Origin of the sequence: Arthrobacter sp. 9AX, assembly GCF_902506095.1 — a bacterium.
Classification (GTDB): domain Bacteria; phylum Actinomycetota; class Actinomycetes; order Actinomycetales; family Micrococcaceae; genus Arthrobacter.
This window is the reverse complement of record NZ_LR733293.1, coordinates 195596-214143: the sequence shown is the minus strand read 5'-3', so window position 1 is coordinate 214143 and position 18548 is coordinate 195596. Positions and strand designations below refer to the sequence as shown.

Annotated in this window: 11 protein-coding genes; 6 read left to right on the top strand and 5 right to left on the bottom strand. The window is 63.0% G+C overall.

Annotated elements, in window-relative coordinates; genetic code table 11:
* Positions 1-27: 27 nt before the first annotated feature.
* Positions 28-1362, top strand: coding sequence for a ParB/RepB/Spo0J family partition protein (locus tag BACI348_RS00990; RefSeq protein WP_159823550.1), 1335 nt, complete (start codon positions 28-30; stop codon positions 1360-1362).
* Between the two features lie 5099 nt (positions 1363-6461).
* Here the strand turns inward: BACI348_RS00990 and trxA are convergent.
* The 5 genes from trxA to BACI348_RS00965 form a co-directional block, all read right to left on the bottom strand.
* Entirely contained in the window at positions 6462-6788 is a 327-nt protein-coding gene (trxA, locus tag BACI348_RS00985) for a thioredoxin (RefSeq protein WP_159823549.1), read from the bottom strand.
* Positions 6789-6821: 33 nt separating this feature from the next.
* Positions 6822-7778 carry a thioredoxin-disulfide reductase gene (gene trxB / locus BACI348_RS00980; RefSeq protein WP_159823548.1) on the bottom strand — a complete coding sequence of 319 codons (957 nt, stop codon included), beginning with the start codon at positions 7776-7778 and terminating at the stop codon, positions 6822-6824.
* A 246-nt stretch (positions 7779-8024) separates the two neighbouring features.
* Complete coding sequence (locus tag BACI348_RS00975) at positions 8025-9599, bottom strand: ABC transporter substrate-binding protein (RefSeq protein ID WP_159823547.1); 1575 nt, start codon at positions 9597-9599, stop codon at positions 8025-8027.
* A 165-nt stretch (positions 9600-9764) separates the two neighbouring features.
* Positions 9765-11909 (bottom strand): murein biosynthesis integral membrane protein MurJ, encoded by a 2145-nt coding sequence (gene murJ / locus BACI348_RS00970; protein ID WP_159823546.1) that lies wholly within the window; start codon positions 11907-11909, stop codon positions 9765-9767.
* 61 nt (positions 11910-11970) lie between these two features.
* Positions 11971-12519 (bottom strand): NUDIX hydrolase, encoded by a 549-nt coding sequence (locus BACI348_RS00965; RefSeq protein ID WP_236557327.1) that lies wholly within the window; start codon positions 12517-12519, stop codon positions 11971-11973.
* 159 nt (positions 12520-12678) lie between these two features.
* Between BACI348_RS00965 and BACI348_RS00960 the strand changes: the two genes are divergently transcribed.
* From BACI348_RS00960 to BACI348_RS00940, 5 genes are all read left to right on the top strand, one after another.
* Positions 12679-14184, top strand: coding sequence for a CCA tRNA nucleotidyltransferase (locus BACI348_RS00960; RefSeq protein WP_159823545.1), 1506 nt, complete (start codon positions 12679-12681; stop codon positions 14182-14184).
* Complete coding sequence (locus tag BACI348_RS00955) at positions 14181-14765, top strand: histidine phosphatase family protein (RefSeq protein WP_050057129.1); 585 nt, start codon at positions 14181-14183, stop codon at positions 14763-14765. Before BACI348_RS00960 ends, BACI348_RS00955 begins: the two co-directional genes overlap by 4 nt.
* Before the next feature lie 577 nt (positions 14766-15342).
* On the top strand, positions 15343-15483 hold the full coding sequence (locus BACI348_RS00950) for a hypothetical protein (protein WP_159823544.1): 141 nt from the start codon (positions 15343-15345) through the stop codon (positions 15481-15483).
* Between the two features lie 143 nt (positions 15484-15626).
* Positions 15627-17093, top strand: a complete 1467-nt coding sequence (locus tag BACI348_RS00945) for a glycosyltransferase family 87 protein (RefSeq protein WP_159823543.1) — start codon at positions 15627-15629, stop codon at positions 17091-17093.
* A complete protein-coding gene (locus tag BACI348_RS00940) occupies positions 17086-18534 on the top strand; it encodes a phytoene desaturase family protein (protein ID WP_159823542.1) in 1449 nt (482 codons plus the stop codon). Before BACI348_RS00945 ends, BACI348_RS00940 begins: the two co-directional genes overlap by 8 nt.
* Positions 18535-18548: the final 14 nt, after the last annotated feature.

The following is an 18548-nucleotide window of genomic DNA, read 5'->3' as shown; positions in this document are numbered from 1 at the left end:
TGGCTCTTCCACTGGAGGGATTTATCCATGAGCGAGAAGCGACGGGGCCTGGGCCGCGGTCTTGGCGCGCTGATTCCGAGTTCCGCCGGTGCAAACGGGGCGGGCAACGGCACAGCGGTAGCGCGGCCTGTCGATCTCTTCTTCCCCGAGGGACGCCGGAAGGCCGATCCCTCCGAGGCCGTTGTGGATGCCACTGTTGCGGACGAGTCTGCAGCCGGCAGTACTGTTGATTCTTCGTCGGCTGGCTCGACGGATGCGGCCTCCAAGGAATCATCTTCCAGGTCCTCCAGCAACGGGTCCCGCAAGCCCGCCGCCGCTAAGTCCGCCACTGCGAAGGCTGCGCCTGAACCTGCGGCTTCTTCCAATGGCGCCTCTACGAAGTCCAGTGCCCGGGCCACGGATGGCGGCAAGGTAAAGGCCACCGCCCAGAAGGCGTCCGAGGCAGCCAAGGCCCGCAGTGCTGGGCCGGTGGCGGTACCTGACGGTGGGCCGGTGGTTTTTGTTGACGCTGGCGAGCCGGACAACGGGGTTGACCTGGTTGAGGTCCCCGGCGTCCGCTTCGCCGAGATCCGGGTGACAGATATCCACCCGAACCGCAAACAGCCGCGGTCCGTCTTCGATGAAGATGATATGGCTGAGCTGGTTCACTCGGTCCGCGAAATAGGCGTCCTCCAGCCAATTGTGGTCCGGAACTCAACCGAACCAGGTGGAGAGCCGTATGAGCTGGTTATGGGTGAGCGCCGCTGGCGGGCAGTGCAGGCCGCTGGGCTGGAAACCATCCCCGCAATCGTCCGGGACACCACCGACGACGACCTCCTGCGCGATGCTTTGCTCGAAAACCTGCACCGCAGCCAGCTCAACCCCCTGGAAGAGGCCGCGGCCTACCAGCAGCTCCTTGAGGACTTCGGCACGACGCATGAACAACTTGCGGACCGCATAGGGCGGTCACGGCCACAGGTTTCAAACACTCTGCGGCTCTTGAAGCTTCCGCCCCTGGTCCAGCGCCGTGTGGCTGCCAGTGTGCTTTCCGCAGGACATGCGCGGGCCCTCCTGGCCCTGCCTGACGCCGCAGCCATGGAACGCCTGGCCCAGCGCATTGTGGCTGAGGGAATGTCCGTACGAGCCACGGAAGAGGCGGTGACTCTCTACCAGGACCCCGCTAAGCCGGCCAAGAACAACATACCGCGTCCTGGCGCACGTCACGAGCGTCTCGATTACCTGGCTTCTTCACTCTCTGACCGCCTGGATACCAACGTCAAAATTTCGCTGGGCGTCCGCAAGGGCCGGGTCAGCATTGAATTTGCCAGCGTTGAGGATCTCAATCGGATCATGGACGTCCTGGCTCCTGGTTCGGACAACTAGCGAGCCGTTTAGCATGTAATTGCCCCACGCTCACTGGGTGATTGCGTTTCTTCCACGTGGGCTGTTTATGGGTGTACCGCCTCTTTTGTCTGCTGTGTGAAATTCCGGCGTACATGTCCGTATCCTGGCATCCAGGAATCCAGGTCTCCGGCTTCAGCTCTAGGACCAGTCCCACAGTGACGCAAAGTCACACCGCGACAGTGCTCTTGCTGGGGCGTGCGCTCCTACTTACGGACGCGGACGCCTTTTTGAGGGGCTCGATCGGCCAAGGAAATCGCTCTCGTCTGAACTTCCATGTGGATGCGCAGCGGATGCAGCCTCAGTGAAGCCAGGGAGATTCGGTACCCGGTGTGTCCTGGCGCCGTTGTTGCTTGCAGGGCAGTCCAGGCACGAGTGGATAGGCATTGCTGCGGGGTGCTCAGCTTAGGATTGCGCGCTTACTTGGATTGAAAGTGTTCGCTCCAGCGTTGTCATAGGAATCCGCGGGGATAGCCCTCGAGTGGACGGGTCGTTCCGGGGCCATCCAGGTCGTTCTCATGGCTCTGTACGTGAATGCAGCAAAGTCGGTGCTTGGAAATCCCGGTTCGGCTAAACGGACCAGTTCGAAAAGACGCAGAGGTCGAGAGCGACCTAGAGTTCGCGGGCTTCTCCTGGGTAGACGGCGAACAGGGCGCGCCCTGCTCCCCGCACCTGCGGGAGGCAGTGCATAAGGCAGCTGGCAGGCGTGCCGAACTTGGGGTACCACGGTTGGCGCAGGGCCGTGTGGCATCTTGATCGTGCTAACCATGATGCGTGCTGATTGCCTTGTGCGCTTAGCCCGCTGCCGCAAGGTGTCATGTGGCGATCCCGAGCGTTTCACGTGAAACATTTACAGGCCAACTGTGCGAGTCCGGATCCGAAGTGTGGTCATATAGCTGACAATTGATACCACGCGAGTGCCGACGGCGCTTTCGGGCTGGTTGCCTTAGTACAGGGCTTAGCGACACCCCGCACACACCTTCGGCGGGCCAAGTGCAGGTGGCACTCCGCGGTGCTTGGGAAGTTAGTGCATGGTGTAGTGCTGAGGTGACAGCTATCGCATTTTAGATTGCTGCAGGCAGCTGCTCCCCGTTAGCTGGCTGAGCCTATAGCGCGGACTCACTTTCAGAACACGAGCCTTGCCACGAACATCAGCTCAGACGCCGTTACGGCGGTACCACCACCATCAGGTGGGGCGCTGGCAGTTCTTAGAGAATATGACCGTGGACGGGTAGCGGCCTGCCTTGGTTTAGGGTACGACTTCAGCTTTGTCGTTCCGGCTATTCGACTCTGGCGGAACCAGACTTCGTGACCCCACGCGGCCGCGCGGCCAGCTGCGGCCGGCTGTTCCTGCCAACTACCGCAGCCGGCGCCCATACCAATGGTCGCGACCGCTGGTCCAGCCGGATGGTCAGTGAAACCTGTCAGTCCGATCATCCCGGCTCCCCCCGGCTCCAGGGTGCAGGCCCGGAGTGTCTGCCTGAGCCATACCCACGCCAAGCACTGGCCTTAGCGCTCACTACCGGTGTGTCACTCTGCGCTGCCGCGCAGTCGGGCGCATGCGGTCTGGTGTCGTTAACCCTGCATTTGGCCCGGCGGACCGCGGAGCCAGGCACGCCCGAATGCGGCAGGCGGAGGCGTGCCGTTTCACGTGAAACGCTATTGTGCCTTCATCGGGCCTATCGCTTTTGGCGGTCCACGGTCGTCGTGTTCGTGGCGACGACCGAGTCGGGCAGGCCGACGGATTGGCGGGCTCTTCGATCTAATGCTTCCGAGCTGCGCCTGACCCTCCGCGAGTCTAGCGCTCTCCATCTAAGCGCTGCACGGCAAGCATAGGTGTGATGTCTCGATGTTTGTTCGAAGGAATATCGAAGGCGGTCGGGGTCCGCGTTCTCCTCACGGGGACTTCGATGTTCTCCTTTGGGTCGCCTCTTTCACCGGCACGACAACAAGAGGGAGCTCTGCCGGGGAGCAATAGACTGTGTGTAAGCAGGGCCGGGCGGAGTGATCGTCCTAGGTGAGGGCTGGTACGACGGTACTCACGACAGCTGAAGAGCCATTCCTTGCGCCCCCCGCGCCTTGGGTTTTGTCCCCTGTTGCGTTGGCGCAGGCCGTCAGGTTCGAAGTCGGGGGTTCGGCAAATTGAGGTTCCGGGGCAGGTATCGCCGGTCCACTTTAGTCGGTCAGCGGCCGGTGGATAAAGCTGTGGATAACAGTGGGGATAACCCGCGAGCTTCCTGTGGATGTGATGCTTCTCCTATCCGAGCAGCCGCCCTGCATATGTACCTGGGATACCGAGTAGGGCGGCCCGGGAGTGAGGTGTTTCACGTGAAACGCCTCCATTGCCCGCCGGGGTCAGGAGCGCCGCGATATAGACCGGTATTTTGGTACCTCCGGAGGTCTGATTCGGTTTATTTTGCGGTGTTGGAGTGCAATCCTGGGAAGGTTCGTGCTGTGCGCGCAGAGCGCACAGCGGTCGGGCAGAGCTGGGGTCCTGCAGCTTCGATGCGATAGCTCTACAGTCAGTGTTGGTGCCTTTTCGGTGAGCACGCTCGGACTGTGGATAAGCCTGTGGAGAGACTGGTGGTTCGTCTGTGGATAACCATGGGGATAACTCTCCAGCAAGATTGCTTCAGCACCTGAGCTGGGACTACATCAGCCACTTTCTCGCCGGCCGCTGTCCCCGTATGCCCAGGTCCAGCCGGAGGGTTTACCGGGAGTGCGAATCGGCGGAACACTGGACTGGGAGGTGCCGAGGTCTGCATCCCCGCATGTCATGGGCCGAGCTAATCCCCGCTGCCCGCCTCGAGCTAAGTGGCCTGCCGGCTGTGGATGTCGTCATGACTCGGTGGTGCTTGGCGGGTTCATCGAAGCAGTGCGAGCAGCGGCGGATCTCCAGTTGTAGGCGCGGTGCCCTCTAGCTCCAGGGGTGACACTCGCAGGTGCGGTCCGGGCGCAGTTACCGGGGTATAGTGCGATTGGCTGCACCGTACTCAGTTGCGGCATCTTCCCCCGGTATGTGCCGGCACGATCCGAAGGCAAAACTGCACTGCTGGATGGCTCGCTCACTTACCCCGTTCTCCTGGAACTATCAGCGTTCGGTGGTCATGTCGACCTGCTCGCTAGCTCACTTGGGGTGAGTCCGTACGTGAGAAATACTCCACGATGCGTGGTCGCGGCCGCTCCCCTCAGAAGTCATGATGATGCGGTGGAGACCAAGGTCTTCCAATAGAGCAGTCGGATTGTACCCATTGGTAGGCTGTCGAGAGGTGCGCAGGCAACTTGCCATGGAACTGGATAGCGTCTGATCGATGCCCCAGGGTACTCTTAAGTGGCTATCGCCAGACGCGGCAGGGCACAGGTGAAGCGGATGGACTCGACCGTGCGATCCCCGCCCTGGGTGCTATTCCTTGTGTTTCACGTGAAACAGCAACTCGACTGCACTCCATCGTGGCGGGTGCCCGTGACCCATTGCTACTCGCGAATGCACCGCTTGCCTGGTGAGCAACGAATTCCACACCTAACGCTCGGGCGCGCAGACATTTATGATGCTTGTTCCAGTCATTCTTGGAATCATTCATGATGGAGTATCACGCCACGGGAGCGACCGGCTGTCCTGTCCCCCGTCTCCTGTGCGACTGGAGCAGTTCTTGCGGTCTGAGTAGTCTTCGAACAGATGGCCGGCAGGTTCTGCACCTTGCTACTTGCTGGGTCTCGGCTTTCGGAGCGGCGCCCTTGGTAAGCATCTTGTGACTGGTCATTCTGATTGACGCGTGGATGGTGGACGAGGGGATAGAGAGGGTTACGTCCGCCCACCATCCTGGCTGCCTCCATTTTGGTGGAGAACTCGCTATGCCTGCCCACGTGAAGACCCCGCACTTCCACCATACGGAGAACGAATTGCAGAACGCCGCCAACGGTCGCGTCCGCTGCCTTGCGGATGGCGATCTGTCTATGAGGGTGCCGTTCCCAGATATCGCGCATACAGGCCTGCTGTTGTAGCTGATTAGGGATCCGGCGCGGGCCAGTTCATGGGCCACTTATTTTTCCGTGCGACCACTGCCGGTTTTCACCGCGAACTCAAGTCGCGACGGTTTGGCGCCTGTTGCGATCAACTCTGTGAATGGCGGGGCATATCGGTAAGTGATCTTAGGGGCAGCCGTTATTCACCGAACAACTGCAACCGAAAGACGCCGGCCGTTTCACGTGAAACATCGTTGTTGATTCTCAGAGTCCGGGGCTCCCCCCAAGGATCGCAGGATCGTGGCCGCTGGAAACATTGGCGGCGCCATTAGCGCCTTCCGTGCAGTAACGACACGGAAGGGGGAGGCTAGCGAGCGGGCGGAACGATTCAGCAATAACTGGGAAATGCAGTTGGCAAGCGAATTTCCCCGCCTGCGCACGTTCGGGAAGGGAGGGTGCTCGAGAGAGGTCAGGAATTCACCTCCCGTGAGTGTTGCGGCTCCGAGGCCACATCGGGTGTAGGGGCCGTGTTGATACCGGGCCCGCATGGACCGGCGAGATCAGCCTAGCGTGTAGTAGATAGCTTAAAGAGACGTACTGGAAATTTAGAAGACAGTGTGGGGGTGACGGCCACATTGCACTCAAAACCGTTGTGGCTCCTAGACCCCCCTACTCCAGGGTCGGTCGATGCGCCTGATGTAGGCGAAGGCAGACTTGGACCGGTGTTCCGTGTGGTCAGAAGCAGCCCGCCTCCCGCGGATTGCTGGTGGTCATGGTGGTCATCAATTGTGACCTCTCCTCAGTCTTTCCTGCGTCCAGAGCGGCACCGCCGGAAAGCGGCTGTTTCACGTGAAACGGTCGCGAGAAGAATCGCAGGTCTTGACAAAAGATACGGAGGTCACCGTACGCGAGAGAATCGCCACTTCCACGCAAATGCCCGGCATGTAGGGCCGCCACCGTGCACCTTCGTGGACGCCGGGCCAAACTCTCAGCATTTGGATGTGGGTGCACTCTAAATCCATACGAGGCGGAATACTGTAAGAAAAACAAAGGTGGCCACTGCTCTGAAGAGCAATGGCCACCCCTTGCAGTTGTTGGTCACCCAACAACGCTGTTCGCTATGACAGAACGTCAGCGAACTCCTTCTCAAAGAACTGCTTCGGCTTTGCACCGATCACCGTACTCTTCACCTCGCCGTCCTGGAACAGGTATACGGCCGGGATGGACGTAATACCGTACTCGGCGGCAATGGCGGGGTTGTCGTCGACGTTGAGCTTCACAACTTCAACCTTCTCGCTGTACTCGACGGAGATTTCATCGAGGATGGGGCCGAGCTTACGGCACGGACCGCACCATTCTGCCCAGAAATCAACGATAACCGGCTTGTCAGAGGACAGTACGTCCGTGCCGAAACTTGCGTCTGTTACATCTTTTGCGTTGCTCATGATTTGTCTTTCTCTTCGGTGGCGCTTACGGACTTAGGCGTGCAGGTCTGCGAGGTAGTGCTCCACGTCGATGGCTGCAACGCAACCTGAACCGGACGCGGTAATGGCTTGGCGGTAAGTGGGATCCACAACATCGCCGGCGGCAAAAACACCAGGCAGGCTCGTCTTGGAGCTTCTCCCCTGGACGGCGATGGTGCCTTCGGGGGTCAGTTCCAGGACGTCCTTCACGAGGTCGGTTCGGGGGTCATTGCCGATGGCCACGAAAACACCCGTGACGGCGAGGTCGGAAACGGAGCCGTCAATGAGGTTCTTCAACTTTAGTCCGGTCACCTTGTCCTGACCGATGACGTCGTCAACGGTGCTGTTCCAGATGAAGTTGATCTTCTCGTGCGCCAGCGCCCTATCGGCCATGATCTTCGAGGCCTTGAGTGAATCGCGGCGGTGGACAACCGTTACCGATTTCGCAAACTTGGTGAGGAACAGGGCTTCTTCCATGGCGGAGTCTCCCCCACCGATGACAGCGATGTCCTGGTCCTTGAAGAAGAAACCGTCACAGGTTGCACACCAGCTGACGCCGTGCCCTGACAGTCTCTTTTCATTCGGCAGCCCCAGCTCGCGGTATGCCGAGCCGGTGGACAGAATCACTGCTTTCGCCTGGAAGCTCTCACCGGTAGCGATGGTGACTGTTTTCACCGGCCCTTCGAGCTGAAGCGAGGTTACGTCCTCGAACTGAATCTCGGTGCCGAAGCGTGACGCCTGCTTCTCGAAGTTCTCCATAAGGTCCGGTCCCATGATGCCTTCCGGGAAGCCCGGGAAGTTCTCCACATCGGTGGTGTTCATCAGTTCACCGCCGGCGGTGACAGAACCTGCCAACAGCAGGGGCCTCAGGTTTGCGCGGGCAGTGTAGACAGCTGCCGTGTAACCAGCCGGGCCGGAGCCGACGATGATGACATCACGTACGTCTGACGTGGTGTTTTCTGCGATGGTCACTGGACGGTGAACCTCTTCCTTGATTGACGCGCCCCGCTGTGGAGGCCGGCCACATGGCACAACTGATACTGCAGGCTGAATATTCCGGTGGCAGTGCACGGCGGAATGCCCGTGGACAGCAGTAAGCGTTCCCCTCGAGACACGCTCTTTCCAGATTACCGCCTGGCGCCAAACCAACAGCAGTTAACGAGGTCCGCCCCCGCGGCTAACCACAGGGGCGGAACGGTATCGATGATGACCAGCTGGCTACTGGACCTTTATCTCAGCCAGTCGGAGGCCGAAACCGTAACGTGTCTTCGGGGCCGCCAGGCGGGGAAGCGAATTTATCGAAACAATCACATACTGCGCCTTGACCGGCTCTGCCAACGGGATGTTCAGGTCCGTGGAGGTGAAGCTGCTGGTTCCTACAGCCTTGGCCCCATCCAGTGACGGCCGGTCGTTGGTGTAGACCGTGATGTTTCCACCCGAGCCGCCAAGCTGTGACACCGTGATGGACGAGACAGTGGCGGCGCTCTTCAGTTTCACCACAAGCGGCACACCTTGCGGGGCGAGTCCGCCCCAGTTCTCGGTGGCAAATTCCATGTCGGACCAGTAGCTGGCAGCGTTACCGTCGTACGCCTTCACCAGGTCACCATCGAACGTGGCGGCGAAGTCAAAGTCACCCTGGCGGCTCACCTGTTCAATCGCGGGCGGGACGGCAGCCGGTGCGGACGTGGGGGCCTGGGTCGCTGGTGAGGATCCGTCGGGAGCGCTGTTGTTCGTGCCCGCAACAGTGGGGTTGGCCTGCGGCTGCGAGGAGAATAAACTGCCGAGATTAGTCACAGCGAACACAAGCCCGGCAATCAGGACCACGGCCAGAAGACCGCCTACCAGCCAGCGCATGGAGCGAGGTTCACGCTCCGGCGCGTCCTGATCGTCGTCGTCATAATCATCCCGGCCGGCATAGGACGCACCTGCAGCAGCGGATGCGGGGGCAGCCGAGCGTGCGAAGGCCGGAGTTTTTTTCTTCGCGGGTACAGGCTGCTCTTCAACCGGAGCCTCGTCATACAGGTCCTGGTCATCCGCACTCGCGTAGTCGTCCTCTGACCACAGCGAGACCTTTGGCTTCCCGGACCCGGCGGCCTCCTCCCGGCTCCCCGCGCTGGAGGGGAAACTGGCAGTTGCCGTTTCCTCCGGCCGCAGCGGTGATGCCCCGGTGCGCGCCGCACCGTTAGAAGCGGCGGCGCCGGCGGCACCGGAAGCGGCAGCAGCGGCCCCCGCCCCACCCACAGCGGTAGCACCGGAAGCAGGGCGCCCGACGGCGGGAGTCGCCGCTGGACGGACCGGCAGCTTGGGCGGCAATACCGGCGCGGAACGGTAAGGGTCAACCTGGCCGGGGTGCGTATCGGAGTACTTGATGTAGCCGGCGTCGACGTTCTCTTCGTCGTCGTACGGCTCGGGCTCATGCGACCGTGCCTGGCCAAAAATCTCGCTGCCCAGCGTGTCCGTGAAGAAGGGCTCCACATACGGTGGGTTGGAGGCCACCACAAGATCCAGCAGGTCCGCCGCCGACGTGTGGTTGGTAATAAGGTACGTTGCTGCCTCGGTGACGCCGAGGTCCAGGACCTGGACAGTTCCCGGGCGCTCACCGGTAGCCACTTCGCGGGCGCTCTGAGCCACCTGCTCGGTGTTCCCGGGTCCGGCGACGAGGATGCTGACGGGACGGTTGAGTACCTGGTCCACACCATCCAGCACCAGATCGTGGTCGTGCGAGGCCAGTACCGTGGCTGTGACCTTGTAACGGCCGCCCAGTACTGATCCGACATCGATCGGGTTGGACACGTGTTCCTCCTAGACTGTCCGGTATTGCCGGCTTGGATGACGCAACCACCGTTCAGGGGCCGCCATGAGGCTCACCCTTGAGTGCAACTACCCCTGTTCCCTTTCGATCCTAGCCGATTGGACCCGGCGAACCGTGGACGAGGGCGGCCGCAAACCGCCGCAGCATCACTTTTTCCGTGGCCGCCGCGGCTTGAAATAAGGGTTCTCGCCGGCCCTCCCCTGGAAGGTCCGGCGCCCGGGCAACGGGATCTGTTCACGCAGCAAGCCGCCCCGCGCGGTACTCGGCTGTTCCTCGCCGGGGAGGTACCCGCCGTCGGACTGGCTCGTGCCGTCGTCGGCAGTTTGCTGCGGGGCCGCCTCCCGCTGGGGAGCAGGGCCGGCGCGGAAGGACACGGAGTCGAACTCGCCGGAAATCCGGGGAATGAGGCCGGTGTCCACAGACGTAGTGGCACGCTCCGGGGCTGTTCGCTGTCCACCTGAGGAGGGCCCGCCTGGAGTCGAGTCCGACGGCGGGTCCCCGCCTTCCGTGGGAGGTGCGGCCGGTCCCCCGCGCCCCAGCCGGCCAAGGAGGGGGCGGAGCAGGTCCTGCACTTCAGACACACGGAACAGCTTGAGCAGGAAGAAGTAGACCACCAGCATCACAGGGCCCACCACCACTACCGTGATCAGGGCCGTGATCCGGTTTTGCCAGGCGAAGCCGTCCGGGCTGTAGCTGCCCATCAGCCAGAGTGCCCCCGCTCCCGCGATGGCCGAACCAAGGGCTGCGTAGCCCATCCGGATGTAGGAGTTGGCGATCCGCGGCCCGTCCAGATGGCCCAGGAGCCGGCGCAGGAAGAACGCGCTGATGACTACCGAAAGGATGTTGCCCACCATGTAAAGGACGGCGATCGCATAGATGATCTGGTTGACGGGCAGGAACTGGATGGCAAACGCCCCGGCCACATAAACAATCGCCAGCAGCAGTTGAATGTAGAACGGCGTCCGGGCGTCCTCGTTGGCGTAAAACACCCGGGACATCATGAAGTTGGCGCTCATGAACGGGGTGCTGAGGGCCAGGATGGTCAGCGTCTGGGCCAGCATCACGCCGTCCTGGCGCAGGCCGCCGGAGAAGAACATGCCCAGCGGACCTGCAAGGGCAAACAGTGCCAGGGCCCCGAAAACGGTAGCGACCGCCATGGTCCGCAAACCGTGCGAAAGCGCATCGCGCAGTTCGACCCGGTTGCCGTCCTGGGACGCGCGGGTCATCCGGTTGAACAGGACCGTGGCCAGGGACAAGGCAATGATCGAGTGCGGCAGCAGGTACAGCTGGCTGGCAACCTCCAGCACCGCGTTGCCCGGCAGCATCTCCGCCGCGGGGTCGCCCGCCTCCGCCAGCCGGAGCCGTTCCGCGCCGGGAATGGTGGCAATACGCATCACGTACAGGAAGGCGAGTTGCCCGACGGCGGCCGTCAGCAGGGTCCAGACACTCAGCTTGGCTGCCTGGCCCAGTCCCACACCCCGCCAGCCGAACCGCGGCCGGAGCCCCAGCCGCAACCGGATCACCGGGATCATCAGGATGGCGGTCTGCGACACTACCCCGATAGTGGAGAAGCCCGCCACGAACAGGGTCTGGGTGGGGCCCCAGTTGGCCAGGGTATGGGGACTGATCTCGTTGGTGCCGAAGATCCAGATGAACATTCCCAATCCGGCAATGGCCACCACGTTGTTAAGGATGGGCGCCCACATGGCAGGCCCAAACGCGCCGTTGGCGTTCAGGACCTGGGTGAGGAGGGCATACAGGCCGTAGAAGAAGATCTGCGGCAGGCACCAGAAGGCAAACGTTACCGCCAGCGCCTTCTGCTGCGGCGAGTACCCCTGCGTGGTGAGTTCGATGACCCAGGGCGCGGCCAGTGTCACCAGGGCAGTCAGCCCCAGCAGGAGGAGGACAGCCAGGGTCAGCAGCCGGCTGATGTAGTCCGCTCCCCTGTCCGGTGCCTTGCTCGCCTTGATGATCTGCGGCACCAGCACGGCGTTGAACACGCCGCCGGCCACCAGCAGGAAGATCAGGTTGGGCAGGTTGTTGGCGTTGATGAAGGTGTCGTTGACGGTGGATCCGAGACCCAGGGCCGTGCCGAGCATCCAGGTCTTGCCGAAGCCCAGGAAACGCGACACCAGCGTCCCGGCGGCCATGATGGCGCTGGAGCGGGTTTCGCTGGCGCCCGCAGCCGCGGAGCCGGCAGCGTCCGGGGCGGCGGGCTCCGGAGGAACGGCCTCGGGCGCCGCATCGTCTGGCCGGCCGGACCTGTCGGAAGGAAAATTGGAAGCTGACATCGAGTTCATCGTCTCACCCGCAGCAGGCTATCGCCGCACCGCAGCCGCCGGCGGTGCGCGGCTAAAGGTGTTCGGGAAGGACTTCCCGGGCAAGGTCCGCGATGCGGCGTTCGTTGGGAAAGGACAGCTTGCGGGCCAGTTCCTGGATGGGAACCCATGCCACGTCCACCGCTTCCTGGTCAGGATCGTTTTCGATGGTCAGCTCGCCGCCCGTGGCGCGGAGGAGGTAGTGGTGGACCGTCTTATGGACGCGGTGGCCGCTGACGGTAAACCAGTAGTCAATGCTGCCCAGCGGTGCGAGGATATCGCCTTCGATGCCGGTTTCCTCGGCAATCTCCCGGACGGCCGCCTGCTCGTTGTTTTCCTTGCCCTCCGGATGCCCCTTGGGCAGGCACCATTCCAAACGCCCGCCGCGATTAAGGCGGGCAATAATCGCCACCCTCAGCTCGGCGTCGGACGTGTCCACCACGACGCCGCCGGCGGAGACTTCCTCCACCGTAGGCAGGGAGGCCGGCGCCGAATGCGGGGCAGGCGCAACGTGCGCACCGATTGCCGACGGCAACGGTGCGTTTGTCCTCCTGCCTGGAGCGCTCGGTACTGGATGGGCCATGGAGTCCACTCTAACGACTGTTGCCCGTTCGTGATGACCGGAACATGACATGAACATGGACGGCATATGACGCACTTTGCCAGGGGCGGACAGAATCAGCAGGATCTTGACAGTATTTTGGCCTGCGGCACCGCTGGTTTCTGACAAGCTTAAGTAACTATGGCGCACCCACATCACAAGACTGAATCCCACACCGTCGATTTCCAGGTGGACCCGGTGGTCCTGGAGCTCGGCCAGCGCTTCGTCGACGCGGGGCATGAACTGTCGCTGGTGGGCGGTCCGGTGCGCGACCTTTTCCTGGGCAGGAACTCGCTTGACCTGGACTTCACAACGGATGCCACACCGGACCAAACAGTGGCACTCATTAAGAGGTGGGCGGACAACTACTGGGAAATCGGGCGCGCCTTCGGCACCATCGGCATGCGCAAGGCCGGCTTCCAGATCGAGATCACCACCTACCGTGCAGAGGCATACGACCCCGAGTCCCGCAAGCCCGTGGTGGCCTTCGGTTCCTCCCTGACCGACGACCTTCTCCGGCGGGACTTCACCATCAACGCCATGGCCCTGAAACTGCCGACGCTGGAACTCGTGGACCCGTTCGGCGGCGTAAAGCACCTGCATGCCTCCATCCTGGCCACGCCCGGCGCGCCTGAAGCGTCCTTCTCCGATGATCCGCTGCGGATGATGCGCGCGGCCCGGTTCGCCGCGCAGTTGGGTGTCTCGGTCCACGACGACGTGCGGCGGGCCATGACGGAGATGGCTGAGCGGATCACCATCATCTCCGCCGAGCGGGTGCGGGATGAACTGGTCAAGCTCATCTGCGGCGCCCGGCCAAGGGTGGGCATCGACCTGCTGGTGGATACCGGGCTGGCCGAATTCGTGCTGCCCGAGGTGTCCGCCCTGCGGCTGGAATCGGATGAACACCACCGGCACAAGGACGTGTACCAGCACTCGCTCCAGGTCCTGGAGCAGGCAGCCGAGCTCGAAACGGACGCTGAAGGCCCTGTGCCGGGCCCGGATTTTGTGCTGCGTTTTGCAGCGTTAATGCACGACGTCGGCAAGCCGGCTACGCGCCGCTTCGAACCGGGCGGTGCGGTGAGCTTCCGCCATCACGACATGGTGGGTGCCAAGCTCACCACCAAGAGGATGAAGGCGCTGCGGTTCGATAACGACACCATCAAGGCAGTGGCCCGGCTGGTCGAACTGCACATGCGCTTCTACGGCTACGGAGAGGCCGGCTGGAGCGATTCGGCCGTCCGCCGGTACGTCACCGACGCCGGGCCCCTGCTGGAACGCCTGCACCGGCTGACCCGCTCCGACGTCACCACCCGGAACCAGCGGAAGGCCGAGCGCCTTGCCTTTGCCTATGACGATCTCGAAGCCCGGATCGCCGCGTTGCGCGAACAGGAATCGCTGGACGCTGTGCGCCCCGACCTGGACGGCGCCCGCATCATGGCACTGTTGGGCCTCAAGCCGGGACCGGTGGTTGGCCGGGCCTACAAGTTCCTGCTGAACGAGCGGATGGAACACGGTCCGCTGCCCGCCGCGGATGCGGAGGACAGGCTCCTGCGTTGGTGGGCGGAACAGCCTGAATCAGCACCTGCCGTACCTGAGGCTGGAACCTCTCCTGCCGCCGTCGAACTTTCCCCTAAGGAGTCCAAGTGACCAACCCAGCCCTTGCCCCCCGACCCCAGCTCTGGATCCTGCGCCACGGCGAAACCGAATGGTCCAAGAGCGGGCAGTACACCGGCCTCACTGACCTTCCCCTCACCGTGGAAGGCGAGCAGCAGGCTGTGGAAGCACGCAAGGTGCTGGACCCTGTCGATTTCGACCTTGTGCTGACATCACCCCTGCGGCGTGCCCGGCGGACCGCCGAACTCGCGGGGTTCCCCGACGCGCAGCACGAGCCGCTCGCCGTCGAATGGAACTACGGCGACTATGAAGGCATCAGCTCCGACCTGATCCGGAAGGACAACCCGGACTACCTCATCTGGACGCACGGCGTGCCGAACGGAGAGACGCTCGACGAGGTGGCGGCGCGGGCGGACAAAATCATTGGCCGCGTCCTCGAATCGGGAATGGACAATGTGCTCATTGTTGCCCACGGCCACTTTTCCCGGATCCTGACGGCCCGCTGGCTGGAACTCCCGCCTGCCGAAGGCAGGCACTTTATCCTCGGCACCGCCAAAGTGTGCACCCTGGGCTGGGACAAGCGGACACCGGCAATTGTCCGCTGGGGACTTTAGGAAGAGTTTCTAAATCTTTTAGAAGATTACCGTGAATTAGGTAGCCGCACACCATAATTGTGGTGTAGCTTTATTCCTGACCCCAGAGCCACTTGCCGGGGTCACCGGCGCATGTTGCTGCAGGCGTTTGGCCTGCGTGACGGCAGAGCAGAAAAGGAGGTTGGGAGAATGATTACTTTGACTGGCGGACGGAAGACGACCATCGCCGCGGCCCCCGCCTCTGATGCTTTTGCGCGCCCGTTTAGGGGCCATGCAGCCTCCTAGCCTCCGCCTTTACTGCCGGCACTGATTCTCCGGCGGCAACGCGGCGGCTGCTGTGCACTGGGGTTTGTTTCCCGGGTGTCCAATGCATTCATCGCGGGATATCCTGCCCTCCTTCAGCACTGCGTTCTGCTTTCTTTTGCAGATCTTAGCCCCGTGCTTTAGCGGCATTTTCCCGCGCATAAAACAATGCATCTAAACCGCCGCTCCCATTTCAATGCATTTCCATGCCCAAGCTCACTCTCATTCGGGGTGCGTGAGGGCCTAATTGTCGCGCCTATTTTTGGGCCAATCAAAGTGGAAGGAGGTGACCCCAATGATAAAGAAATTTCAACAGTTCCTGCTTCCCAAGCGGGGAAGACACAGCAGGCCCCGTCCGTTCAACCGTCCGCTGCTGGAGAAGCACCGGGAAGACGTGTATGTCCTTCTGCACCAGCACATGGGCGGCCTGCGCTGACCCTCAGGCCGTTTCAGGAGCACCAATGAAGCACTTTCACGCGGTACAGGGAGCCCACGCGGCCGTGCGTGGGCTCCCTGCCGGTGCCCTTTCGGGGCCTGCCGGTCGCTTGCGGCGCCCGGGGCGACGGTAAGCTCGAAGGCATGCAGGAGAACCAGCCGCCGGAGCATCGAGGGCGGTCCCGCCTGGTAGTCCCCAGCCGCAGCGACGTCCTCCTGCGCAACTTCACCGAAGTCATCGGTGGTCCCCTTGGATCACGGTCCGCGCCCGGAATTGTCTCGCCCGGGATCTTCACCGTTGAACGCGTCCTGATCATCCTGACCGTCCTGGCTGCCCTCATCGGGATCCTGGTCAAGGGGTACTGCCGGGCGAACGGGTGGGAATCCCCCACGCAGTTCTACGCCACCTGCTATTCGGACTTTCCCGAACTGTTCCGCAACCGGGGCCTGGCAGACGGAACGTTTCCGGTCGTGGGTCCCGGCAGCCAGTTTGAGTACCCTGTCCTGACCGCCCTGATCGCAGGGGTGACGGCATGGCTGGTCCCCGGGAGCGGGACCTCGGATGAGCGTATCCTCGGCTACTTTGACCTTAACGTCACGCTGGTGGCGGCGGTGACGGTGGTGACGGTCCTGGCCACCGCCCGGATGACCGTCCGGCGCCCGTGGGATGCCGCCATGGTTGCCCTGGCCCCGGGCATCGTGCTGGCTGGAACCATCAACTGGGACATGTGGGCCGTGGCCCTGCTCGCCCTGGGGATGTACTTCTTCTCCCGGCAGCGGCTGGTGCTTGCCGGCGTCCTGATAGGACTGGGGGCGGCCACGAAGTTCTACCCGTTGCTGGTGCTGGGCGCCATCTTCCTCCTGGCCCTCCGCACGGGACGCTTCCGTCCCCTGCTCGTGACGGCAGGCGCGGCCGCGGCCGCCTGGCTGGCGGCCAATTTCCCCTTCGCCGCGGCCAACCCCGCGGGCTGGATCTACTTCTTCCAGTTCAGCGCCGACCGCGACGCCGGCTACAGCTCACCCTGGTTCGCCTACAACCTCGTGGCAAACCGGTTGCGCTGGGCGGAACTCGGCCCGGCCGCCGTCGACCTCCTGTCCGTTGGCCTTTTTGTCCTGGCCTGCGCAGCCATAGCGGCGGTTGCCCTCACAGCTCCGCGGCGGCCCCGCCTTGCCCAGCTGGCGTTCCTGATCGTGGCCGCGTTCATCCTCACCGGCAAGGTCTACTCGCCCCAGTTTGTGGTGTGGCTGATCCCCCTGCTGGCGCTGGCACGGCCGCGGTGGCGGGAATTCCTGATCTGGCAGGGCATTGAGGGCCTCCACTGGGCGGCGGTGTGGATGTACCTTGGACAGGTGACCAGCGCAGGCTCATCCCAGCACAACCTGGATATGCCGTATTACGTCCTGGCCGTGGCTGCGCACATGGTGGCGGTGGGCTACCTGATGCTCCGCGTGACCTGGGACATCTACAACCCGGACTACGATCCCATCCGGCGGCACCACCTTGACGATCCCCACGGCGGCCCCTTCGCCGGTGCACCTGACTGGTTCCGGTTGAGCCGCCGGAGACCCTCCAGTTCCCTCCTCCCATGGAAAGCAGGGTCCAATGCCTGACGTTGTGGTGGTGGGTGCCGGGCCCAACGGCCTGGCGGCCTCAGTGGTGATGGCACGGGCCGGACTGTCCGTGGAACTCTTCGAAGCCGGCTCCACAATCGGCGGCGGCACCCGCACCAGCGAGCTGATGCAGCCCGGGCACTTCCACGATGTCTGCTCGGCAGTTCACCCAATGGCAGTAGCTTCACCGTTCTTCAAAGCCTTCGAACTCTTCCGCCGGATCAACCTCATCACCCCGGAGGTGTCCTACGCCTCCCCTCTGGATGGCGGACGGGCTGCACTCGCATACAGGTCCCTGGACCGGACAGCTGAAGAATTGGGCCGGGACGGCGATGCTTACCGCCGGTTGATGGCACCTCTGGTGGACCGGATCGACGACGTGATGGACTTTACCCAGAACCAGCTCCTCCGCCTCCCCCGCAACCCGGTGGCTGCCGGGATTTTCGGATTAAGGACCCTCGAACAGGGATCCGGATTGTGGAACGCCCGGTTCAAAGAAGACCTGGCACCTGCGCTGCTCTCCGGCGTGGCCGCCCACGCGATCTCCCATCAGCCGTCCCTGGCAGCATCGGGGGCGGGCTTGATGCTCGGGGCACTCGGGCATGCAGGAGGCTGGCCCATTCCGGAGGGTGGTTCGGCGTCCATAGCCGCGGCCCTCGCTGCGGATCTCGTTGCGCACGGAGGTGTCATCCACACCGATGCGCCGGTTGACCGGCTCGAGGACCTTCCTCCTGCCCGTGCGACCCTCCTGAACGTGGCACCGCAGGGCCTGCTGAACCTGGCGGGCCACGCCCTTCCTCCGCGCTACCGTGCAGCACTGGAGTCCTTCAGGTATGGAAACGGCTCGTGCAAGGTGGATTTCATCCTCTCGGGGCCGGTGCCGTGGGCCGCACCGGAACTGGCCAATGCAGGGACGGTGCACCTGGGCGGCACCCGGGCCGAAGTGGCCCACGCCGAGAACCAGGTCAGTGCCGGCAGGCATCCGGAACGCCCGTATGTGCTGGTGGCCCAGCAGTCCCGCTTCGATTCCAGCCGGGCACCGGCCGGCCGCTACACCCTCTGGGCCTACTGCCACGTCCCCGCCGGGTCAACGAGGGACATGACTGAGGCCATCACGGCCCAGGTGGAACGCTTCGCTCCGGGTTTCCGGGACCTCGTGGTGGAGTCCAAGGCCATCACCGCGGCAGGACTGGCCACGTACAACCGGAACTACGTGGGCGGAGACTTCAGTGCCGGCACCATGGACGTTCTGAACCTCGTGCAGCGGCCCGTGGTGTCACCCGTGCCGTGGCGAACACCCTTGCGTGGCGTCTACCTTTGCTCCTCCTCCACGCCTCCCGGTCCCGGGGTCACAGGCATGCCGGGCTATCATGCGGCCAAACATGCCCTTCAGGACATATTCGCACAGTCCGTCCCGTCGTTGGGACTGGACGCGGGGTAGCCTGCCACGCTCTT